This is a genomic window from Chitinophaga sancti, assembly GCF_034087045.1.
Lineage (GTDB): Bacteria > Bacteroidota > Bacteroidia > Chitinophagales > Chitinophagaceae > Chitinophaga > Chitinophaga sancti_B.
The window spans coordinates 794963-819575 of record NZ_CP139247.1; the positions used below are offsets into that span (position 1 = coordinate 794963).

General features: G+C 44.1%; 18 protein-coding genes. 10 read left to right on the plus strand and 8 right to left on the minus strand.

Annotated elements, in window-relative coordinates; all coding sequences use genetic code 11:
* Positions 1–24 precede the first annotated feature (24 nt).
* A complete protein-coding gene (locus tag SIO70_RS03300; RefSeq protein WP_012788038.1) occupies positions 25–261 on the minus strand; it encodes an acyl carrier protein in 237 nt (78 codons plus the stop codon).
* 362 nt (positions 262–623) lie between these two features.
* On the opposite strand from SIO70_RS03300, the gene SIO70_RS03305 reads away from it, so the two are divergent.
* From SIO70_RS03305 to SIO70_RS03315, 3 genes are read left to right on the plus strand one after another with little or no spacing between them, the layout of a single operon-like run.
* Positions 624–1709 (plus strand): efflux RND transporter periplasmic adaptor subunit, encoded by a 1086-nt coding sequence (locus tag SIO70_RS03305; protein WP_320579407.1) that lies wholly within the window; start codon positions 624–626, stop codon positions 1707–1709.
* A 12-nt stretch (positions 1710–1721) separates the two neighbouring features.
* Positions 1722–4805 carry an efflux RND transporter permease subunit gene (locus tag SIO70_RS03310; RefSeq protein ID WP_320579409.1) on the plus strand — a complete coding sequence of 1028 codons (3084 nt, stop codon included), beginning with the start codon at positions 1722–1724 and terminating at the stop codon, positions 4803–4805.
* Position 4806: 1 nt separating this feature from the next.
* A complete protein-coding gene (locus SIO70_RS03315; protein ID WP_320579411.1) occupies positions 4807–6120 on the plus strand; it encodes a TolC family protein in 1314 nt (437 codons plus the stop codon).
* A gap of 129 nt (positions 6121–6249) precedes the next feature.
* Here SIO70_RS03315 and SIO70_RS03320 read toward each other — a convergent pair whose 3' ends face one another.
* A complete protein-coding gene (locus SIO70_RS03320) occupies positions 6250–7020 on the minus strand; it encodes a carboxypeptidase-like regulatory domain-containing protein (RefSeq protein ID WP_320579413.1) in 771 nt (256 codons plus the stop codon).
* A 136-nt stretch (positions 7021–7156) separates the two neighbouring features.
* Between SIO70_RS03320 and prs the strand changes: the two genes are divergently transcribed.
* The 4 genes from prs to SIO70_RS03340 all read left to right on the plus strand — a co-directional run bounded on the left by prs (position 7157) and on the right by SIO70_RS03340 (position 14539).
* Positions 7157–8083, plus strand: a complete 927-nt coding sequence (gene prs / locus SIO70_RS03325; RefSeq protein WP_320579415.1) for a ribose-phosphate diphosphokinase — start codon at positions 7157–7159, stop codon at positions 8081–8083.
* Between the two features lie 396 nt (positions 8084–8479).
* Positions 8480–12235, plus strand: coding sequence for a SusC/RagA family TonB-linked outer membrane protein (locus SIO70_RS03330; protein WP_320579417.1), 3756 nt, complete (start codon positions 8480–8482; stop codon positions 12233–12235).
* 13 nt (positions 12236–12248) lie between these two features.
* On the plus strand, positions 12249–13709 hold the full coding sequence (locus SIO70_RS03335; protein ID WP_320579419.1) for a SusD/RagB family nutrient-binding outer membrane lipoprotein: 1461 nt from the start codon (positions 12249–12251) through the stop codon (positions 13707–13709).
* A gap of 107 nt (positions 13710–13816) precedes the next feature.
* Positions 13817–14539, plus strand: a complete 723-nt coding sequence (locus tag SIO70_RS03340; protein WP_320579421.1) for a DUF2490 domain-containing protein — start codon at positions 13817–13819, stop codon at positions 14537–14539.
* A 183-nt stretch (positions 14540–14722) separates the two neighbouring features.
* Here the strand turns inward: SIO70_RS03340 and SIO70_RS03345 are convergent, their stop codons facing one another.
* A complete protein-coding gene (locus SIO70_RS03345) occupies positions 14723–15202 on the minus strand; it encodes a YcxB family protein (protein WP_320579423.1) in 480 nt (159 codons plus the stop codon).
* Positions 15203–15224: 22 nt separating this feature from the next.
* Positions 15225–15794 carry a hypothetical protein gene (locus SIO70_RS03350; protein ID WP_320579425.1) on the minus strand — a complete coding sequence of 190 codons (570 nt, stop codon included), beginning with the start codon at positions 15792–15794 and terminating at the stop codon, positions 15225–15227.
* Between the two features lie 1118 nt (positions 15795–16912).
* On the opposite strand from SIO70_RS03350, the gene SIO70_RS03355 reads away from it, so the two are divergent.
* A complete protein-coding gene (locus tag SIO70_RS03355; protein ID WP_083722217.1) occupies positions 16913–17668 on the plus strand; it encodes a geranylgeranylglyceryl/heptaprenylglyceryl phosphate synthase in 756 nt (251 codons plus the stop codon).
* Between the two features lie 141 nt (positions 17669–17809).
* On the opposite strand, the gene SIO70_RS03360 is transcribed toward SIO70_RS03355, so the two are convergent.
* Both SIO70_RS03360 and SIO70_RS03365 read right to left on the minus strand, forming a co-directional pair.
* A complete protein-coding gene (locus SIO70_RS03360; protein WP_320579428.1) occupies positions 17810–18538 on the minus strand; it encodes a LytR/AlgR family response regulator transcription factor in 729 nt (242 codons plus the stop codon).
* Positions 18539–18602: 64 nt separating this feature from the next.
* Positions 18603–19640, minus strand: a complete 1038-nt coding sequence (locus SIO70_RS03365) for a sensor histidine kinase (RefSeq protein ID WP_320579430.1) — start codon at positions 19638–19640, stop codon at positions 18603–18605.
* Between the two features lie 401 nt (positions 19641–20041).
* Between SIO70_RS03365 and dxs the strand changes: the two genes are divergently transcribed.
* Both dxs and SIO70_RS03375 read left to right on the plus strand, forming a co-directional pair.
* On the plus strand, positions 20042–22000 hold the full coding sequence (gene dxs, locus SIO70_RS03370) for a 1-deoxy-D-xylulose-5-phosphate synthase (protein ID WP_320579432.1): 1959 nt from the start codon (positions 20042–20044) through the stop codon (positions 21998–22000).
* A 124-nt stretch (positions 22001–22124) separates the two neighbouring features.
* Positions 22125–23159, plus strand: a complete 1035-nt coding sequence (locus SIO70_RS03375) for an iron-sulfur cluster-binding domain-containing protein (protein ID WP_320579434.1) — start codon at positions 22125–22127, stop codon at positions 23157–23159.
* Positions 23160–23478: 319 nt separating this feature from the next.
* Here SIO70_RS03375 and SIO70_RS03380 read toward each other — a convergent pair whose 3' ends face one another.
* The gene (locus SIO70_RS03380; RefSeq protein WP_320579436.1) at positions 23479–23853 is read right to left on the minus strand and encodes a hypothetical protein; all 375 of its coding nucleotides are present in this window, start codon (positions 23851–23853) and stop codon (positions 23479–23481) included.
* 268 nt (positions 23854–24121) lie between these two features.
* Positions 24122–24598 (minus strand): Dps family protein, encoded by a 477-nt coding sequence (locus tag SIO70_RS03385; RefSeq protein WP_320579438.1) that lies wholly within the window; start codon positions 24596–24598, stop codon positions 24122–24124.
* Positions 24599–24613 lie beyond the last annotated feature (15 nt).

The window sequence follows — 24613 nt, forward strand, 5'->3', positions numbered from 1 at the left end:
TAAAACAAATCTGATTAAGTAGGATTATTTTACATGTTCTTCCAGGTAAGCAACTGCCTGGCCAACAGTAGTAATAGTTTCAGCTTGTTCGTCAGGAATGGAGATGTTGAATTCTTTTTCGAATTCCATGATCAGTTCTACCGTATCCAAAGAGTCAGCGCCCAGGTCGTTGGTGAAGGAGGCTTCAGGAGTTACCTCAGCTTCGTCAACGCCCAATTTGTCAATAATGATCTTTTTAACTCTTGATGCAATGTCTGACATAATTTTAAGTGTTTTTGGTTTAAAACTTGAGTGCAAAAATATAATTTTTATTGAATTGACAAGAACAGAGCCGAATTTTACCCAATTTACTTTAGTGTTATAGATACTAAATCCATCCCCACAAAGGATTAGACAGATATTCCGAATTCTCCCCATCCCTGGAAAACACCCCTTTACCACACCGTATATCCTTCAAAGTACACATATAATAATGCCCACAATTGCCATTCAACCTCCTTTTATGCCTCCTATATACGGTTAAAGATCGATTAACGCTAATTAACACATGAAACTCCCTATCAGCACGGGCTTTTATTAAATTTGCCCGGGCGATATCCCCTACAACATAAATATGCGAACAAATGGCTGGTAACAAAAAGTTCCTGAAAACAGTCGTTTACCTGATCCTGGCTGTAGTTATTATAGGTATTATCTATACCCGGTTTGCTGCTCCTAAAAAAGAAGAAGCAGCACCCAACAAAGAAACTGTACGTGGTAGCAAAGGGAACAAACCCTTGCTGGTAGACGCTTTTATTGTACATACCTCCTCCCTTAATGAAGTTATTAATGCGAGCGGTACCCTCCAAAGCAACGAAGAAGTCCAGATCCAACCCGAAATTACCGGCAAAGTCACTGGCCTCTTCTTCAAAGAAGGCACCCAGGTAACCAAAGGCACCCTCCTCGTCAAAATCTATGACGAAGACCTTAAAGCACAGCTGGCTAAACTGCAATTGCAGCAACAACTGGCCAAAACTACTCTCGAAAGACAGGAAAATCTCCTGAAAATCAATGGTATCAGCCGCCAGGATGTAGACGTTACCCGCAACCAGGTCAGCGCCTACGGAGCAGATATGGACTATACCCGTACGCTGCTTCAGAAAACGGAACTCAGAGCCCCCTTCAATGGCCGGCTTGGACTCCGTAATATTTCCCTGGGAGCCATCGTCAACAATACCACTGTTATCACCACCCTCCAGCAAATCGATCCCCTCAAGGTGGATTTCACCGTCCCTGAAAAATACCGCAACGCTATCAAACAAGGCGATGCTGTTGATTTCAAAGTTGCCGGCGATGCCCATTCTTATAAAGGACAGATTTACGCAATCGATCCTAAAATAGACCTCGCTACTCGTACTATCAAATTAAGAGCCATCGTTCCAAACCCCGGTCAGTTACTGCCCGGTGCTTTTGCAAACGTACAGATCGCTCTCCGCAATATGCCCGATGCACTCATGATCCCTTCGCAGGCCGTAATTCCAGGTACCCGCAATAAAAAAGTGATCGTCGCTGACCAGGGCAAAGCAAAATTTGTAGTCGTAGAAACTGATCTCCGCGATGCTGACAAAGTACAGATTATCAGCGGTCTTAGCAAAGGCGATACCGTGATCACCAGCGGTATGCTGCAACTCAAACCTGGTATGGTACTGAAGTATAACAAGATCAATTAAATAAATTAGACCATGAGCCTTCCCTCTCTATCGCTCAAACGTCCTGTGTTTGCCATCGTGATGAACATTATCATCGTCATCTTTGGCATCGTAGGCTTCAACTTTCTGGGGGTAAGAGACTTCCCTGCCATAGATCCACCCATTGTAAACGTGCGCACTTCCTATGCAGGCGCCAACTCAGATATTATTGAAACACAGATCACCGAGCCCCTCGAGAAATCTATCAACGGGATAGCCGGTATCAAAAATATATCGTCCAGCAGTAGCCAGGGTACTTCCAATATCACAGTTGAATTTGAACTGGGTATTGACCTCGAAGCGGCTACCAACGATGTGCGTGACAAAGTATCACAGGCTCTCCGTAACCTGCCTCCCGATATCGATGCCCCACCTGTAGTATCCAAAGAAGATGCGAATTCCGACTATATCCTCTCCATGACATTGCAGAGCAATACCCGCAATCAGCTGGAGATCACGGAATATGCGAACAATGTGCTGCTGGAAAGACTCCAGACCATTCCCGGCGTCAGCTCTATCCGTATACTCGGTGAAAAGAAATACGCCATGCGTCTCTGGATGGATCCTGCCCGACTTTCCGCCTACAGCCTCACACCTTCTGATGTACAGGCAGCACTGGCCAGAGAAAACGTAGAACTGCCCTCCGGTAAAATTGCCGGTAATGCGACTGAACTGACCGTACGCACTTTTGGCCGTTTGAATACAGAAGAAGATTTCAATAACCTGATTATTAAAAATGTCAATAGTAGTGTCATTCATTTCAGGGATATTGGTCAGGCAGTATTAGGTCCTGAAAATGAAGAAACGATTCTGAAAGAATCAGGTGTGCCCATGATCGCCCTGGCCCTTACCCCACAACCAGGTTCCAACTATGTAGCCATTACTGACGAATTCTATAAAAGGTATGAGCAGCTGAAAAAAGACCTGCCACCTGATCTGAGCACGAATATCGCGATCGATAACACCCGCTTTATCCGCAAGTCTATCGAAGAAGTGGAAGAAACCCTTGTCGTGGCACTGGTGCTGGTGATCCTCATCATCTATCTCTTCTTCCGCGATTGGCTCATGGCCTTCCGTCCATTGGTGGATATCCCGGTATCCCTCATTGCAGCATTCTTTATTATGTATATGTGTGACTTCACCATTAATATATTGACACTGCTGGCAATCGTACTCGCTACTGGATTGGTAGTGGATGATGGGATCGTGGTCACGGAAAATATCTATAAAAAGATTGAAGCAGGCATGCCACGTATGCAGGCAGCGAAGGAGGGTTCTGAAGAAATCTTCTTTGCCGTTATCGCCACCAGTATCACGCTGGCATTCGTATTCCTGCCCATTGTATTCCTGCAGGGGTTCGTAGGTCGCCTGTTCAGGGAGTTTGGGATCGTGGTAGCGGGAGCAGTGCTCATCTCTGCTTTTGTATCACTCACATTGACACCCGTATTGAATGTGAAGCTGGGTCGTAAAAAGCATGCCCACTCCTGGTTTTATACCAAAACGGAACCTTTCTTTACATGGATGGAAGATAGTTACCAGGGCGCCCTGGAGAAATTCATGAAAGTGCGCTGGATAGCTACCCTGATCATTTTAGCGTGTGTGGCCATGATTTACGTCATATTCCGCAACCTGCAGTCAGAGCTGGCCCCGATTGAAGACCGTAGCCAGTTCCGTCTTTCTATCTCAGCTCCGGAAGGTACTTCTTACGACTATATGGAACGGTACATGGATGGGTTAACCCAGTTTATGATCGATTCCATTCCTGAAAAGAATATCGTACTGACAGTGACGGCACCTGGTTTTAGTGGTGGTGGTGCGGTGAACAGTGGCTTTGCGAATGTGGTGCTCACAGAACCAACTGAGCGAACCCGTTCTCAAAAGGAAATTGTGAACATGGTGAACCGGAATATGTTCAGGTTCTCCGAAGGCAAGGTATTCGCCATCGAACAGCAAACCATTCAGGTAGGTCGTCGTAGTGGTTTGCCGGTATCCTTTGTATTGCAGCATATCAACTTCGATAGTTTAACAAGAGTATTGCCGCTCTTCCTCGATGAGGCGAACAATGATCCAACTTTCTCAGGTGTGGATGTGGACCTGAAGTTCAATAAGCCCGAATTACGTATTCTGATCAATCGTGACAAAGCGAGTGAACTGGGTGTATCTGTGGATGACATCTCACAAACCCTGCAACTTGCTTTGAGTAATGTACGCTATGGTTACTTTATCCGCAATGGTAAGCAGTACCAGGTAATGGGTCAGGTATTCCGTGGCAATCGCGATAAACCTACTGACCTGCAAAACTTCTATGTACGCAATAGCAGGGGAGAGGCTATTCAGCTGGATAATGTAGTAACGATATCTGAAGAAACAAGTCCGCCGATTATTTATCACTTCAATCGTTATAAATCTGCTACTATTTCTGCGGGGCTGGCACCGGGTAAGACAATTGGAGATGGTATCGATGCCATGTACCGGATTTATAATGACCTGCAAAAGAAAGGCGTGATCGACGATTCTTATAATGCAGCATTGTCAGGATCTTCCAGGGACTATGCAGAAAGTGGTTCCAATACCATGTTTGCATTGGTGCTGGCGTTAGTGTTGATCTACCTGGTATTGGCGGCACAGTTTGAGAGCTGGGTCGATCCGTTTATCATTATGCTCACGGTGCCACTGGCATTTGCAGGAGCACTGTTCTCACTGTGGATCTTTGGTCAGACATGGAATATTTTCTCACAGATCGGGGTAATTATGTTGATCGGATTGGTGACGAAGAATGGTATCCTGATCGTAGAGTTTGCGAATCACAAACGGGATGAAGGACTGGAAAAAACAACGGCCGCAATAACAGCGGCGACCATGCGTTTGCGTCCTATTCTGATGACGAGTCTTGCGATGGCATTAGGTGCATTACCAATTGCTATGTCACTGGGAGCAGCTGCCACGAGTCGTATTCCTTTGGGTATTGTGATCGTGGGGGGTATCGTCTTCTCATTGATACTGACCTTATTTGTGATTCCGGCGATGTACATATTCCTGAGCAGAAGAAAACCAGTAACAGAACCAGTAAATGATTGACATGAAACGTATCCTCATATTCTGCCTGTTGCTACCCGCTTTCCATCTATCTGCACAGCAGGTGCTTACGGTGGAGCAGGCAATAGATCTGGCATTAAAAAACAACTATGATATACGGCTGGCAAAGAATGATGCCGCCATTGCAGCTAACGATTACGCCTATGCAAACTGGGCGTTTGCACCGAGGGTGAATGGAACCGCTTCAAAGGTGTGGAATACCACCCGTACCAAACAGGAGTTTGTAAATGGATCCAAGCGGGATACCAGTGGGATCCATAGTAATAACTTCACAGGCAATGTGACCTTGTCATGGACACTCTTTGACGGGTTGAAAATGTTTGCCACCCGGCAAAAGCTGGAGGCGATACGTGACCTGGGAGATGCCACCCTAAAAGATCAGTTGATGACGACTGTCGCCAATGTAATAGCGAGTTATTATGCAGTGGTGCAGGGCAAACAACAACTACATAACCTCTCGGAGCAATTGTCTATTGCAGATGAAAGAGTGAAATTGTCTGATGCAAAATTTCAGACAGGGTTAGGACCAAAGACCGATTGGTTGCAATCAAAAGTAGATTACAATGCATTGAAAGCGTCTTACCTGCGGCAACAGACGGTGATCGATCAGGGCAAAGTGATACTGAACCAGTACATGGCGATAGAAGGTGGGAATACACAGTACGACGTTCAGGATAGCATTCCATTAAACACAGATCTTGCCTATGGTAAACTGAGAGATGAGATGTTACAACGCAATACCAGTCTGATGGTGGCAAAACAAAACCTACAGGTTTCCGAGCTGGCGCTGAAAGAAAGTAAAGGAGATTATTTCCCTGTTATCAGCTTCAATTCCGGTTACAACTTTACAAAGGTAAATTCGAATGCAGCGACCAACTCATTCAGTCCTATCTTCAACCAGAATGGCGTATTGAATTATGGTTTCTCTGCCACGATTCCCATTTTCAATGGATTGAATGTACATCGTCAGGTAAAGAATGCGCAGCTGAATGTAAGCTATCAGCAGCTCTCGCTGGAAAATACCCGCACGAAGGTAAATATGGCGCTAAGTAATGCATTCAAGGATTACGAATATTACAAGACAGCGGTAGACCTGGAGGATGAGAATTTAGGGTTGGCGCGGGAAAATGCGATGGTTGCTTTAGAACGGTTCAAACAAGGGGTATCTACAACGATTGAAGTGAAAGAGGCGCAACAAAGCCTGGAAGATGCATATAACAGGTTAATCAATGCACGATACAATATCAAACTCGCAGAAACAGAATTACTCCGCCTCAATGGCTATTTAATAAAGTAATACTTTTATCAGCACTGCCAGTCTTTGCAATCAAAAACGCTTTTCGCTGCCGGCCGCAGGCCCACCCCCAAACAAAAAGCGCTTTTGCCTAAGGCAAAAGCGCTTTTTGTTTGTATCTAATATTTTTTGTTATTCCTGCTCCTCCTCCTTCTTCACCGGCGGCAAATTCCCCGTCGCCTTATCCTTCTGATACTGTGCATAACTATTCTTTATATACACCATCAAATCATACTCCGTCGCATCCTGCATAAACTGATACCCCGGCCTATACCTCATCATAAAACTATCTAACTCAGTCCCGTTCAAATGCGTCATCCTCTCCACCAATTCCGGACTATACCTGTTATCTATATACTTTTCCTTCTCCCAATACACCAACTGTTCCTTAAAGTGTTCATTCCGCTTCCTCGTCTTACTAGGCACCAGGTATGTCAACGCCGTGATCGGGTGCGACGGCAATGTTTTCAACACATCCATCGCCCCAGGTTTCTTATAACCAAAATACTTCGCATATTCCTGCCTCGTAGCCGCCGAATCCTTCACATAGTTCCTTCCCCTCACATCTACCCGTTGAATATCGATGATCCTCTTAGTCATATAAACATTAATAAACATAGAAGAAGAAGGTACTGCTACATATTTCTTTTCATACGTTAACATGGAAAACTCCAGGGTATCTCCCGGCATCGCATCAATTTCAAAACGTCCACTCTCACTTCCTAAGGCACCTGTTCTTGTCTTTTTGTTGATGATACTAACATTTGGAATACCCTGTCTATTGTCAATGTCTGTGATTAGACCCGACACTCTGACCTGCGCACTTGCGTGCTGCAGACAGAAAAACAGGCTAAAAAATAGTGCTCCAAGCCAGGTGGGAAGCGTTTTAATTCGTCTAGGCATCGCTCAAAAATAAATTTCCCCTCGCAAATGAAACGTTAAAAATATAGATTAATGTTCAAAAATCGGGGTTAATGGCTGTAAAACATACCATTTATTTATAAATAATTAATTTTAACCCTTATATATTCCAAACACTATGCCTCAGAAGATCATTTTTGCAACACAGCGCTATCAATACCTCAAAGACCGTATACTGGCGCTGGTACCCCACTGGGAGGAGGGTAAACTGGAAATTCGTGACTTTCCGGACGGGGAGCATTATCACCGTATCCGGAGCCAGGTGCACGATAAGGAGGTCATAGTGCTGGGAGGTACCATTGATGATAAAGAAACCCTGGAACTCTTCGATATCGCCCACGGTTGTATCCAGGAAGACGCCCATTCCCTGAACCTCGTGATCCCCTTCTTTGGCTACTCCACTATGGAAAGAGCCGTAAAATCCGGGGAAATCGTAAAGGCCAAAACCCGGGCTTTACTTTTTTCTGCCCTGCCCGCTACGAATAGTGGTAACAAAGTGTTGCTCATGGATCTCCATGTAGACGGTATCACTTACTACTTTGAGAGTGGGGTAAGACCCGTACACCTATATGGCAAAGACCTGGTCAAAGAAGCAGCGATGGAATTAGGAGGAGGTGAACCATTTGTACTCGCCAGTACCGATGCAGGGAGAGCAAAGTGGGTAGAATCACTCGCAAATGATCTGCATGTAGAAGCTGCATTCGTATTTAAAAAACGTCTCTCTGGCGACACCACACAAATTACTGCGATCAGTGCTGAAGTAGAAAATAAAAATGTGATCATTTATGACGATATGATTCGCACGGGTGGCTCACTCATACATGCAGCACAATCTTACCTTGATGCAGGTGCAAAATCCATTTCAGTAATTACAACCCATGGGATCTTTGCCGGTGGAGGATTTGATAAAATTAAGAAAAGCGGTATCATTAAGAAAGTAATTTGTGCGGATACACACCCCAATGCACTGAGCATAAAAGATGATATGCTCACCGTAAAATCAGTAGATAAGATTATTGTAGACTACTTCCAACAACACGGGTAATCACATCCATGTGAGTATTACTGCACGATTCCTACACCTTCCGTTGGCAAGGTGTTTGATATACAGCGTCCTAGAAAAAGATGAGCTGTAGAGTAGTGCTGCGCAACAAACACAGAGACCATAAAAGAATTTTGATTTGTTTGAAGGGGTGCTTCACTGCAGGTGAGGGGCATGGAATTACTATATGCGGATGTTGCATTCTCACACCTATAGACCAACACTGTAAAAGCTACTTGTTATGGCATTTTACAGGCATTCCTAAGAAATAATCCTGAGCTGGTTCATTGTACCGGCGCTTTCGATTGTATTATAATTGAGTAAAAGAATCAGGTATTGTAGACAGGATAACGGAAACCTGTTTTGAAAAAATTTTAAACCAAATCTTCCAATATAACAATGAGAAGCCATGTACTTACCTGGTTATGGCTGTGCTTTGCTTTCTACTGTAGTTTAGGACCCAATAAAGCGAGCGCAAACGTTAACCGGCCATTCCTGACGCAATCTGCAGTAAAAGCAGTTCAGCAACAAAAAAATACTACTGTGAAGCCTTCCGCTTCGCCTGTAGTGATCACACCTTCTGCCAGTAAACCGGCCACAGATAAGAGTACGCCAGCAACGGCCACTCCTGTGACCATCACGCCAAACAATAATAATCAGCCTAAAGCGGATACGAATAAACCCGCCGCTGCTGTGATTACACCGAATAATCAGGCGAGTGACAGTACCAAAACGGATACCACCAAACCCGCTGCTGCCGTGATTACACCGAACAATCAGGCGAGTGACAGTACCAAAACGGATACTACCAAACCCGCCGCTGCTGTGATTACACCGAATAATCAGGCGAGTGACAGTACCCGTAAGGATACCACCAAACCCGCTACTGCAGCCAGTGATAGCACAAAGGCAAAACCTGCTGACACCTCTGCACTCATCCTTCCTTCAGATAGTAATACACTGAAAAAAGAGATCGGTCAGTTTACATTAAGTGGTGTGGTAAAACAGCCGGGAGGCCAACCTATCCCGGGTGCACAGGTTGTAAACCTGTCCACAAAACAAGGTGTCGCTGCCAATGTAGATGGTACTTTTTCTATCAAGGCTTCTCTGAAAGATACCATCAAAATATCAGCTCCTACATTTGGCGATCAGTCAATACCCCTTACCAACAAGGATTCACTGCCAGTGACACTCACAACAGCCTCTACCGGTAAGAAACAATTGCAGGAAGTAGTTGTCACCGCACTCGGTATTCAACGTAATACAAGAGCAGTTGGTTATGAAATCGAAAATGTAGGCGGTAGCGCCGTGCAGGAAGCAAAAGAAGTGAACTTCGTCAATGCACTGCAAGGTAAAGTACCAGGCCTGCAAATCTCCTCAAATACAGGCTCCATGGGTGGTTCCAACAAGATCACAATTCGTGGTGTGAAGTCTATATTAGGTGATAACAACGCCTTCATCGTAGTAGATGGAACACCATTCGTCAATAGCAACAGCAACCAGGCAGGACAGCTGAATGGTGGTGGTGGTTATGACTACGGTTCCTCCCTGCAAGACATCAACCCGGATGATATCGACAACATCTCTGTGTTGAAAGGTGCCGCCGCTACTGCATTGTATGGCAGTCGTGGTGCAAATGGTGTGATGCTCATCACCACCAAAAAACGTCCTGATACAGGAGGTGGTATTGGTGTAACATATAGCCTCAATGCACAGGCAGATCAGGTATCTATACTACCTCATTACCAGAATCAGTATGGTGGTGGAAGTGGTGGAAAGTTTGAAAAACTTTACTACAACGAACATCCTGATGCCTTCACAAGTGAGGCTAGTGCTACATATGACGATGGTGATGGTTTAGGAAGATATGACCTGATGCCGATCTACAAAGCAGATGAATCATGGGGTCCCAAACTGGAAGGACAGCTCGTACGCCCATACTATTCCTTCGATAAGGATAAAGGTAATCCTTACTTCGGTCAGACTACTCCATGGGTAGCACAGCCTAATAATGTGAAGGATTTCTACAGAACGGGGTATACCATCACCAACAATATTGCTATGGCCGGCAATAACGACAAAGGTTATTTCCGCCTATCTTATGGCAATATGAACCAGGTATTCGTACTGCCAAATGCAAGTATGAACAGGAACAACGTATCGTTCAATGGTGGATATGAAATTGCCAAAGGACTGAAAGCTGTAGCATCTGTAAATTACACTGCATTCGCTGCGAAAGGCAGACCGGGTACAGGTTTCACAGGCCCTAACCCAACCCTGCAATTCACCATGTATGGACAGCGTCAGCTGAACCTGGATATGGAAAAGAGATATAAATATGAAGATGGTTCACAGATCACCTGGAACCGTACATCATGGGATAATCCTGCTCCTGCTTCCAGCAATGGTCCATACTGGAACCGCTATATGGATTATGAAACTGATAGCCGTAACCGCATCTTTGGTAATGTAGGGCTCGATTACGAAGCGAACAAATGGTTAACTATCAGTGGCCGTGTGTTTATGGACAGCTACAATGCATTGCAGGAAGAACGTACTGCGAAGGATTATTTCATAGGAGGCTATATCAAACGGTTACCAACTGCTAGAGAAATGAACTATCAGTTAATTGCGAATATGAAGTTCGACCTCGGTAAAGATTTCAAGTTGAACGGCCTGGTAGGTGGCAATATCATGCATTCCAAATGGACAATGACTGGTGGTGCTACCAATGGTGGTTTGATTCTGCCATTGGTGTACAACCTGAACAATTCTGTAACGACTGCGACACCGTACGATGAATATTATGAGAAACAAATCAACTCAGGATTCGCTTCCGCATCATTCTCTTACAAGAACTTCCTCTTCTTAGATCTGACAGGTCGTGCAGATTGGAGCTCTGCGCTGCTGAATGAAAACAATCCGTATGTGTATCCATCTGCATCAGCATCCTTTGTATTCTCCGATCTGCTGAAGAGCTGGAAATGGCTGTCCTTCGGTAAATTGCGTGCAAGTGCTTCTGCTGTAGGTAGCGATACCGGTCCATATAATATTCGTGATACCTATCAGTTTATAGCTGGTTTTGGCAGCCATCCAATCACACAGGCGACTACTACTAAATACAATATGAACCTGAAACCTGAGCGTACACAAGAGTACGAAACAGGTATCGCCCTTAAGTTCCTCGATGAAAGGGTAGGTGTGGATTTCACTTACTATCAGCGAACTACCAAAGACCAGATCATGCCGCTCACAGTTTCTCCGGCTACTGGTTATACCACCACTTATGCAAATGGTGGTAGTGTACAGAACAAAGGTATTGAAGCTTCCTTATCACTGAACCCCATCCGTTTGAAGAACGGTTTCCGTTGGGATATCGTAGCGAACATTGCACGCAACAGGAACAAGGTGTTGAATATGGATATCGCTCAGTATGGCACTTCACTGACACAGTTAACGATCGGTACTGACCGTCGTACTGCAAGAGTATCAGTAGTAGGCCTGGTAGGCCAGCCACTGGGTACACTGATGGGTACCGACTATGTGTACAATGATAAAGGACAACGTATCGTAGGGGATGATGGTAATTACCTGATCTCTGACATCAAACCTATCGGATATGCCTATCCTGATTACACAGGTGGTATCAATAATACCTTCTCTTACAAAGGTATTTATTTGTCAGCGCTGATTGACTTCCAGCATGGTGGCAACTTCTTCTCTTATACGAATATGTATGGTAAGATCTCTGGTCTGCTGGATGTAACTGCTGCAAACAATGTACGTGAAACAGGTATTATCGCAGAGGGTGTAAAGGCAGACGGTACTCCAAATGATGTAGTGCTGGATGCGAATAAATACTTCGTAAACAATGAAAACAAAACATTGAGCAAAGCGAACCTGTACGATGCAAGTTATGTATACCTGCGTGAAGTGAAACTGGGATATAATATTCCTGAATCATGGTACAAACGTTTCCATGCACAGAGTGCAAGACTCTCTTTATACGGCCGTAACTTATGGTTGATGCATAGCAATGCGCCAAACGTAGACCCGTCCAATATTCTAAACTCTAATTCCAACATTGTGGGTATAGAGGGTGGTGCGTTACCATCTATCCGCTCTTTTGGTGTTAACCTCAATGTTTCATTCTAAAAAGTGAATCAAAATGCTTAACCGTATCATAAAATATTGTTTCCTGTTTGCTTTCGTGGGGCTGATCATGACCGGATGTAAAAAGCTGGACAGCATCAATTACGATCCAACTAAATCAACAACGACAGAACCTCCATATCTGCTGACTGGCGCAGAGAAAAGTGTGATGGATGTATTGTATAGCACATTACAGAATGGCTATATTGGTATGCACTATGCACAGTTCTGGTCTGGCAATACAAGAGTGGCAGACAGCCAGTATTCACTCGATGAATCCAACAACGGTACACTGTGGACCACGCTGTATGCAGCCTTACACAACCTGGATCTGATCCGTACGCTGAATACTGCGAAGGGCAATAATCCTGCGGCACAGAATCAGAATGCCATTGCAGGTATTCTGAAAGTATGGATCATGCAGATGCTGACAGATACTTATGTGAATGTACCATATACACAGGCATTGAATGTGACTGAATATATCACACCAGTCTATGACGATGCCAGGACCATTTATTCACAGCTCTCAGATACACTGACAGCGAATATCAATGCGCTGGATGCATCACAACCTACCTTCGATGATGCAGACATCATCTTCAGTGGCGATGTCGCCAAATGGCAGACATTAGGCCATTCGCTGATGCTGCGTCTCGCTATTCGTATGGCAGATCGTGATAACGCAAAAGCACAGAGCCTGATAGAAGCTAACTATCAGGGAGCAATGACCAGTAACAGTGACAATGCAGAATTTGCATACCTGGGTGCTGATCCCAACAGGTATCCGATGGATGAAACCAACAGACCAATTATTGACTTCTATGTATCTACCACACTGGTTGATTATATGAGAAGTATCAATGATCCAAGATTGAACATCTATGCAAGACCAGTAGATGGTCTTACAATTGACACCATCTACGGTATGCCTTATGGGATGAGCACCACAGATGCAAATCGTCCTACAGCAGCTTCTTATCCTGGTACCAAGATCTATTCGGCAGATATGAAAGCCATTCTGATGACTTATTCAGAAGTAGCCTTTACACTGGCGGAAGCAGCGGCAAGGGGATATGCAGTGAATGGTGATGCAGCCAGCTATTATGAAGCCGGTATTCGCGCTTCTATGGAGTACTGGGGCGTAACTGACGGTGTGGATGAGTACCTGGCAACAGTGCCTTACACAGGTGGTGAGTGGAAGAACGTAATCGGTACCCAGAAATGGCTGTCACTATACCCACAGGGTTTCCAGGCATGGTTTGAAAGGATCCGCCTGAACTTTACCAAACCTGATGGATCAGATTTATTTATTGCACCGGTTTCCGGCTCACTGGATCAACATGTAACACTGGTACCTTACCGGCTTACTTATCCGATTGTAGAGTCCAACTCCAACAGTACCAATTACACGGCTGCGGGTAGTGCAATTGGTGGAGACAACAAGGGCACCAAGAACTGGTGGATTAGTTACTAACACAACTATCACTTATAAAACCCTGCCGGCCTGCTATCAAGCAGGCCGGCTTTTTTATGCCCGTATTTAATTATTTTTACTGTTCAACCTATTATGTGAATCACAATATGCGCACAAAAATTTGCCTGCTGGCACTATGCCTGCTTATGGGCGGTCTACAACTTTCCGCACAGGAACTTACCCAGGGGTATAGCCACTGGTATACGTATTTCGGTACTGCACAGATAAACCAGAAATGGGCGATTGCATACGATTTTCAGGCGAGGATAAGGGATGGGATCAGTCGTAAGGGTCAGATCCTGAACAGGGCAGGGTTACAGTATACGCCTGGAAAGAATGCAAGCTATCTGCTGGGGTATTCATTTATTACCACCTACAGCGATGGGGCAGATCAATACTTTCCTGAACACCGCATTTACCAACAATTCATTTACAAAAACAACACACACGCTTTCAATATGACGCATCGCGTGCGATTTGAGGAGCGTTGGGTAGGGACTAAAACAGTGGCTTCAAAAGATGTGCAATATTGGAAATATGGGCATCGTCTGCGCTATTTCAACCGTACACAGTTCCCGATAAGGAAGGAAGAAAAAGCGACTCCTTTCTATTTTGCCCTGCAAAACGAATTCTTCATGAATGTATTCAACAGTAAGATCAATGATAAATTCGTAGATCAGAATCGTTTCTTAATAGCGCAAGGCTACGCCTTAAAACCCAATCTTAAACTCGAAGCTGGCTACATGAACCATTTTGTACAACCAGCAACCGGCAATAAATCGATGACCCATATTCTACACTTAGCTGTATTCCACAATTTCGCCTTATAAAACCACGATTGTTTTGGAACAACTGAGTGTTCTGAACACGCGGTTGTTGTGAACACTCAGTTGTTTTAGACAGGCGGTTCCGCGCCTGTCTAAAACAACCGCGCCGCAAAAAAAATCGGGCAGTCCTTTGGACTGCCCGATTTTTTTTGCAACTAATTTATAACTCTTAGTTAGTCTATTAATTTAATTAATCTTATTCTTCGCCAACCGCTCAAACTCCCTTTGCTCCAACTCCGTCTTAAATGCACTTGTCGGCACCAAAAAGAAATCCTTCTTCCCCTTATACAAAAAGAAAAAATTCTTCGCCTTCACCACCTGCGTAAACACATGCCACGACAACTCCTTTTCCACATCACTATTCCTCGTCGTAATCACAATCCCTTTCTCTGAATAATTCAACCTGATATCATCCTGAAATGTCGCCGCATTATTATAAATCGACACCGGCAGCATATACCAAAACACCAATCCAATCACCACCGACATACCTAGAATCCCTACCAGGGCACCAACCGTCACCAGCTGATAAGCATACCCACAAAGAGTAAACACCAGCAGTATAAAAAGCGTGTTTTTGAAAACTTTGATTTCTCCTCGCTGCAGGAAATGATAGCGCAATGCATGCAATACTTCCTCCTTATTGTAACTAAACTCCAAATGCATTATGGCAAGGCAGACATTTTTATTATTTAACAACTGGAATGGAAATCTGACTTTCCATTTCATCCCTGGTACTAACAGGCGCATATTTTTTATGACTGGCCACAGATGCTTTCTTAGGCGTACCATCTGTCAGATCATCTTCGCTCAGCCCAGGGAAATTATTCTTAATAAACTGAAAATACTGTTGTAAAGTCTTAGCATCCACTTTAAATGGGAAAGCAGGTTCTTCGGCTACCGCTTTCAAGTCGGTCGTATTCATACGTGAGCCATTCTGCAGGTACCACTTATATAAATCCACTATCCCTTTCTTCAAATTCTCTTCATACATCTTATCACCATCCTGATCTTTCGGCAACATCCATACGTACTCCTCAACGCGGGCAGCACGTGCAGTAGTTTTTGTTACGGTAGTCGCTTTATCAGAATTATCGCAGTTAGCAGATTTACATTTTTCCTTATCCCCCTTTTCACCTTCCTTATCTTTCTTTTTCTCCTCGTTCCAGGTCTTATCCAGCTTCCTCTTTCCGCTAATGGCGCTTGCTGATGATACTGTGGCACATCCAACCAACAGCAGGAACAGCAGCTTTTTCATAGTGTAAAATATTTGTAAGTCTAAAAATACAAAATCCCGGTCAAAAAATGGAAACTGTTTTTGCCTGAGGTTGCTTCTTTCATTTTCCAACAGGGCAAAATTCCCGGCCAAAAAACAAAAGCAATGGATAAACCATTGCTTTCGAGAGTCATTTTACATTGCATGAAGATTCACGCCTGTAGGAATTAATTGGTTTTTCATAGGACAGTAACCATAATAAAATTAATACAATAACAAATATAATAAATATATACAGTAATGGTATTATCCTCATAAATATTTGAAATACTTAAATTTATTAGATCTATTTTAATAAAACGTATAAAAAAATAATGGATTTATGGTAAATCCAAAATGAGACTTTTTACGAATATATGTGAAATGCCAACTTAGAGGGAGTCCTCACTTACATCTGCGATTAAATACAAATCATCAGATAATCACCAGATAGATAATGTGTAGCGCGAACTAATAGAGAAAAAACCTATGTAGAGAGATTTAATTATGCTTTTGAACGATCAGAAGCTAAGAGGAAAATTATGCGGAAAAAGATCTTGAAATAGGTAAAAACAGACCTTAGAGAAAATAGTAAGGGCACCTGGAAAGGCGCCCTCAATTTGTTACTATCCTATGAAAACCCTATTTGAATACAAATGTAAGGGCATGTTATTTTTCTTTAAAATTTTCCGGGCACAATAACAAATCATTAACAAAGGTCCTGTACGCTAAGTCCTGAAAATGAAGCCAGTAGGTGGTTTTCAGGCGCTCTCTGAGCACGGGATATCTGCATTTGTAAATTCGGCTCAAAGGTCCTCTGCTATTGGGTTTCAGCATTAACTGGCATAGTTATCCTGTTAACTCACTTAAGTTTTTCGTAATTTGCTTGTATTTACTGCTCAAAAAATATATTTTTATTTTATATGATAAAAAATAACTTTTTAGCTGGTTAATCCGTTACACCTAAGTGAATGGCCCAAAGATTGCATACTGTAAAATTGGAGAGGGGTCGAAATCACGTTATTTTGAATAGAAAATAGCTTCCATGCATATTTATCTAAGACTGTGACTTATTACCAAAAAATTTATATTTTTGCGACAACCGGAACAATGCTATTTTGATGCACAATAAAATATACAATTCTTTCATCGACAGGAAAGCAAAGGGACTCAAATCCTTTGCAGTACTGATTGATCCGGATAAGGTAACTCCAGCAGGAGCAGCCGACCTGGCCGCTAAATGTACAGCAGCGAAGGTCGACTATATCTTTCTTGGGGGTAGCCTTGTGATTACCTCTCATCTAGACGAGTGTGTACAACAGTTGAAAGCCAACTGTGATATACCAGTAGTTTTGTTTCCCGGAAGCCCTTCCCAGGTTTCCCGCTATGCAGATGCGCTGTTATATTTATCCTTAATCTCAGGCCGAAATCCGGAATTACTTATTGGTCAGCACGTTATATCGGCACCGGCCGTGAAGAAGAGCGGACTGGAAGTAATTTCCACTGGTTACATGGTCGTAGATGGAGGTGCACCTACAACCGTATCCTACATCAGTAACACTACTCCAATTCCCGCAGACAAAGACGACATTGCCATGTGTACCGCCATCGCTGGCGAAATGCTCGGACTCAAAGTAGTCTATATGGACGCCGGTAGCGGAGCCCGTAAACCTATTACTGAAAGTATGATTGCACGTGTGGCAAGCCAGGTGAGTGCCCCTATCATTGTGGGCGGTGGTATCCGGGATGCTGAAAAAGCCTACCTGAACTGTAAAGCTGGCGCCGACATTATCGTAGTCGGAAATGCTATTGAAAAAGATGCTTCTTTAATCAAGGAAATTGCAGATGCTGTACATGCAGCACCTGTCTTAAGATAATAGTTCCTGCAACTAAAAAAACTAAAGTCCCCTCTCCTGAGGGGACTTTTTGTTGTATTTCTAAGTTTTAAACCTGTGCTGTTTTTTTTGAAAATAGATTTTATTCCCGTTGGAGAATTCCTGTTTTCATGAATGTTTTATTTAGAGACTCATCATCTCCTTGAATTTCACGGCCTGCCTTCTGCTCACCTCTATCTTTTCCCCTCCACGCATTTCCAGCAATAAACCACCGTTGAAGTAAGTATCTATCTTTTCGATCATCCGCAGGTTCACAATGTGCTTACGGTTTGCACGGAAAAATGTCCTTTCGTCCAGCCGCTCTTCCAGCGCATTCAATGACTTCAGGATCAATGGTTTATTGGTTTCAAAGTACACCCGTGCATAGTTGCCCACACTCTCAAAGAGACGGATTTCCTGCAACTTCACAAACCAGCAACGATCTCCATCTTTTACAAATACCTGGTCGTTTTCTGATAGAATAGTTCTGATCACGCCCACTTCCGCCTGTCTTTCCTTTTCTTCCTGCTGATGCAGTTTGTGTATGGCATCGGCCAGCCTTTTGGGTTCTACCGGCTTTAGCAGGTAATCCAGGGCATTATACTCAAATGCTTTCAGCGCGTGTTCGTCGTATGCTGTGGTGAAAATAACCTGAGGAGCTTTCTCCAACTCAGCCAGTAAGTCAAAACCAGTTTTGTCAGGCATCTGGATATCCAGGAACAGGAGGTCCGGATGCAGGGTTTCGATCTTTTCCAAACCATCTTTTGCATTCACCGCTTCTCCTACCACCACAATCTCCGGATGGTCTGCCAGCAGCTTTTTGAGCTCACTTCTGGCCAGTCTTTCATCATCAATAATTAAAGCTTTTTTCATGAGCAGTTGCTTGTTTTGATCGCTGCGCGCTAGTATAAATCTAAGAATTTTTTCAAAAAGTGGGTTATACCAATGGCATTACCACCTTTACCTCTACCATCTGTCCATCCTTGTTATAAATATTGAAAGACGCCCTGCTGCCAAACAGCATACTCAACCTTTGTCTCGTACTTTGTATCCCAAATCCGAATCCCGGACCTGAAGCAGACAGTTGCCCTGTGTTCTCAATCGTTATCTCATGCTGCATATTTTTTACATGAGACGCAATCAGCACCGTTCCCCCCGTGATAATCCTGGAAATCCCATGTTTGATCGCATTTTCCACCAACGTTTGCAACATCATAGGCGGTATAGGCAGTTCCAGGGTTTCCGGATCGATATTATACTCCACTTTCAATCTTTCTTCAAACCGGATGGTTTCCAGTGCCAGGTAATCTTTCACGATACTCAACTCATTTTCCAGGCTCACGGTCTCCGCTTTTTCCACCTGCATGGAGCTCCGAAGTATGTTCGACAGCTCTGTGATGGCTGTTCTGGCCCTTTGTGGATTTTCATCTACCAGTGCCCTGATACTGTTGAGCGCGTTGAAGATAAAATGTGGATTCAACTGTGATTTGATGGTTTTCAATTCCAGCTCCTTCACCGTACTTTCCAGCTTCAACTTATCTACCTGGGTATTTCTGCTCCGGTCTATATAGTGCCACACAAAATAAATGAGCCACCAGATAGCCGTGATCAAAAAGATCGGTAAGAGGAAATTCACCGTTTTTAGATCTGTAAATGCCCGCTGCTGGCCCAGATCCCGGAATAAATTGCCAACGGCAATATTACCCACATAGATGATAACCCCGGCACCTACCGTCAATCCAAAAAATAACAACATCTGGCTCTCAAAACTATATTGGAACCAGTTGATACGCTTCAGAATACTCCGGAGTAAATGGGTGGCCACCAGACCAAAAAATATAATGAGCAGCAGGTTGATAGTGTAGGACCGGTCTATACTTCCCTGGTAAGAATAGGCGAAGAATATATTCACGACAAAATACGCAGCCCATCCAGCTATCTGACACCACCAATATTTTGATATTCGTTTAAACATCTATTTGAAATTAATAAACAACTGCTACATTTCAAAAATACCTCAGCGGCTGTAGCCCAACACCCTCCTGATATACCAAATTTACTTCCGGCAAAGCAGCTGGGGAGTTTTTTGATAATTATCCACCCCCTCCTGAAGTACCACATTCCTTTCCGGCAAAGCAGCTGGGGAATTTTTTGATAATAACCCACCCCCTCCTGAAATACCACATTCCTTTCCGGCAAAGCAGCAGGGGAATTTCCTGATAAACCACCGGATACCTTCTCTTTCAAAAATACCATTAGCCAGTGGTATACTGCAACAGGTGCAGATGTACGGATTTCTGCAAGGCCAAATGGTTGTATGTGCTGATTATTGGCAAATGAATTGCTAAGTGCATACACACATTATTTATCGTACTTTTGTTTATTAAAATCCTGCATCCAACAGATATGAATATTACGCCGGGCCCATTGCTGGGCAACATCCAAACCCCTGCTGATTTGCGGAAGCTGAGTAAAGAACAACTGCATGAGGTAAGTGAAGAACTCCGCCAATTCATTATTGACGTGGTAAGCGTGCATGGTGGCCACTTTGCGGCCAGCCTGGGCGTTGTAGAACTTTCTGTAGCCCTGCACTATGTATTCAATACACCCTACGATCAGCTGGTATGGGATGTAGGTCATCAGGCATATGGACACAAAATCCTTACCGGCAGAAGGGATGTGTTCTTTACCAACCGAAAATACCACGGTATCAGTGGTTTCCCAAAAAGAGATGAAAGCCCCTACGACACCTTTGGCGTGGGTCACTCCTCTACTTCCCTTTCCGCAGCCCTGGGTATGGCCATCGCTTCCAAGTTCAAAGGAGAAACCGACCGCCAGCATATTGCTGTGATCGGTGATGGCGCTATGACCGCTGGTATGGCCTTCGAAGCCCTCAACCACGCCGGCGTGGCCAATGCCAACGTGCTCTTTATCCTCAACGATAACTGCATGTCCATTGACCCGAACGTGGGCGCACTCAAAGAATACCTGACCGACATTACCACTTCGCCTACCTACAACAAGTTCCGCGACGACATCTGGAACCTGCTGGGCAAACTCCCCGTAGGCAAGCGCTTTACCCGCGATATGGCTTCTAAACTGGAAGCAGGTGTCAAAGGCGTGGTATCCGGCTCCAGTAACCTCTTTGAATCCCTGAAACTCCGTTACTTCGGTCCCATCGACGGGCATAATATCATCAAACTGGTGGATACCCTGCAGGACCTGAAAGATATTCCCGGCCCAAAACTGCTCCATATCGTTACCACCAAGGGTAAAGGGTATGCACTGGCAGAAAAAGACCAGACTACCTGGCACGCTCCAGGCCTGTTTGACAAAATCACAGGCGAAATCTTCAAAAAAGTACCTGATAAGCCTCAACCTCCTAAATACCAGGATGTGTTTGGGCATACTATCATAGAACTCGCCGAACAGAATAATACCATCATGGGTATTACCCCTGCCATGCCTTCCGGCTCCTCCCTCAAATACATGATGGAAAAGATGCCGGATCGCGCCTTTGACGTAGGTATCTGTGAGCAACATGCCGTTACCCTCTCCGCCGGTCTGGCTACGCAGGGTATGCGGGTGTTCTGTACCATCTACTCTTCCTTCTTCCAGCGTGCTTACGACCAGGCATTGCATGACGTAGCCATCCAGAAACTACCTGTAGTATTCTGCCTGGACCGCGCAGGTCTGGTAGGTGAAGATGGGCCTACCCACCATGGTGTTTACGACATTGCTTATATGCGTTGTGTTCCTAATGTGGTGATCAGCTCTCCAATGAATGAAGAGGAACTGCGTAACCTGATGTACACTTCCCAACTGTCTACACAGCAACTGCCTTTCGTGATCCGCTATCCGAGAGGACAGGGTGTGATGCCAGAGTGGCGCCAGCCTTTCAAGGAAATTAAAGTAGGTACCGGCCGCAAACTGCGGAGCGGTAAAGATGTAGCGATCCTTTCCCTGGGTCCTGTAGGTAACTTCGTAACTGAAGCCTGCAAAAACCTGTTGGCAGATGATCTGCAACCCGCTCATTACGATATGCGCTTTGTGAAGCCGCTCGACGAAGAGATGCTGCATGAAATATTCAGTCAGTACGATAAAGTGATCACTGTAGAAGACCATGCGATCAGCGGTGGTTTTGGTAGTGCTGTACTGGAATTCATGGTAGATCATGGGTATACAGCGAAAGTAAAACGCCTGGGTATTCCTGATAGGATCATTGAGCATGGTAAGCCTGAAGAGCTGCACCGTGAGTGTGGTTTTGATGCGGCAGGTATTGCAGCGGCAGCAAGAGAAATGCTGAAAGACAAGATAACAGTAACAGCTGGGTAAGCGTATCAAAAGAATTGAAATAGCTTTCAAATAGCAATTAAATAATTTCAAATCCTTTAAAAAAAATAGCTTTTGCCAGTAGGCAAAAGCTATTTTTTTTAAAGGACTTCTTTTATTTGCACATATGTATTTACAGCTTCAGATCATAGCGATCATAAAAGAAACAGCCGACACCTTCACCTACAGGTTACAGCCCGTGAATGGAGAAACTGTCAACTATGAGGCAGGACAGTTCCTGACCATTCTTATCGAATTGCATGGTGTAGAATATCGTCGTTCTTACTCCTTCAGTTCTGCACCGGGGATTGACAAAGACCTTGCTGTTACAATACGACGCAGGGAGAATGGAGAGATCTCCCGCCACATCCTTGATCACTGGAAAGTGGGAGACATCATTACGACCCTGCAACCTGCTGGTCGGTTCATGCTGGATGAAGTACCTGAAGGCCCTTTCGATATATTTTTGTTAGGTGCCGGCAGTGGCATTACACCTCTCTTTTCCCTGCTGAAATATATGCTGCATCATCATACAAATGCACATATCAAACTCGTTTATAGCAGCCCCACACAAGAGCACACGATCTTTCATAAACAATTACAATCATTACAGTCGCAATACAGTGAACAATTGCACATCATTTACCTTTTCAGTGCCGAAGGCATCGTTCGCAGACTGAGCAATGGCCTGCTGGAAACAACGGTAAAAGAGCAATTAAAATATGCGGCCACACTTGCACAATTCTTTGTGTGCGGACCACCAGAATACATGCGTATGGCGCTACTCACCCTTACCTTTATGGGGTATAGTGCACATCAACTACACAAAGAAAACTTTATAGTAGACACTGCACCTAAGCTGGCGCGTATAGGTACGCCAACAGATACTACTATCAAAACAGTTTTGATCAAAAAAGGCGGTGAAAGCTATGAGCTAAAAATACCGGGCAATAAGAATATATTGTCCGAGGCATTGGCTCAGGGCATTACTTTGCCATATAGCTGCAAAGGAGGAGTTTGTGGCTCCTGCACAGCCCGTTGTACGCAGGGAACAATATGGATGGCATTGAATGAAGTGCTCACCGATAAAGAGATGGCACAGGGCTACCTGCTTACCTGCACAGGTTATGCAGTAAGTGAGACTGTCATCATTGAAGTCTGAGTTCCTGCACGAGTTATGCAATAAGTGAGACCCTCATCACTGAAGTCTGAGTTCCTGCACGAGTTATGCAGTAAGTGAGCCCCTCATCACTGAAGTCTGAGTTCCTGCACGAGTTATGCAGTAAGTGAGCCCCTCATCACTGAAGTCTGAGTTCCTGCACGAGTTATGCAGTAAGTGAGCCCTCATCACTGAAGTCTGAGTTCCTGCACGAGTTATGCAGTAAGTGAGACCCTCATCACTGAAGTCTGAGTTCCTGCACAAGTTATGCAGTAAGTGAGACCCTCATCATTGAAGTCTGAGTTCCTTTAACCAGGCAAGGTCATGAAAAAGCGGAGAATGCATTGAATTCTTCCTGCAATTCTATATATAGCTTTCTGAATGTTTGCATGCGATCTTCCATTGTGGCGCAGTCATCCACGGGACGGTCATCATGTAGTACGGCGAGCTGACCGTTGTTGGAGATCTTTTTTGCACACTGCTTTAAGTCGTGGAACATCTCATCCGATACCTCTAACTGACGGATGAATTGGTTTTGAAAATGCTCAATCTGTGCCAGAGAATCTTCGTCTGATTTCTTGCTGGACAATAATTCAAGACGATTTTGCATTGACCGGACGGTATCTCTGACACTATTCACTTCTACCTTCCAGTCCTGAATCTGTTCGAGCTCTGATGTTTGTGCTGAAACTTCCATAGTATTGATTTTGCTGTGAAAAAAATAGCTGATCAATCATGCTTTCCCTTGCGTAAACAAGTCCTGTTTATAACACATTTCTAAGATACAAACCTTTTTACCAATAGAAAAAGGCAATTTGCTTTTTAACAAATTGCCTTTTCCAACTATATGGATGCTTTCGCTTTAACTATCGAAATCAAGCTGCCATCGAATTAATTATTACAGCTCACTTTATAATATCTCCACATTAAATAGCAGTCTAAGCATTTAATGATGATATCTTTTTTTAGCGCAAGTATGCGTTGTACATCCAGATTATTTTTTCCTGTTCGCGGATGTAGGTAGTAATGAGGTCATTGGTACCATCGTCACCTACTTCGGCGCTGAGGGAAGAGACTTCACGTTCTATTTCAATGATGGTTTGGAGGCCGGAAAGTACGTGTTGTACACAGGCGGTGTCCTTGCCTTCGTTTTTTATTTCGTGAATGTGAGAGTCGGCAATGTAATCCGAGAAGGCGTGGGTAGGGGTGAAGCCCAGGGTTAAAATACGTTCTGCGATCTCATCTATTTTGGTTAATGAATCGGTATATAGTTCTTCAAATTTTATATAAAGTGTGAAGAATTTGTCGCCGCGTATATTCCAGTGAAAGCCGCGTACGTTCATGTAAAAAACCTGGTAGGCGGCTAGCAGGTGATTGAGTTTTTCTGCTAGTTCTTTTGAGGTTTTTTTCTCTAGTCCGATATTGGTTACTGCGGTACTCATATGTTGTAGTTTTTT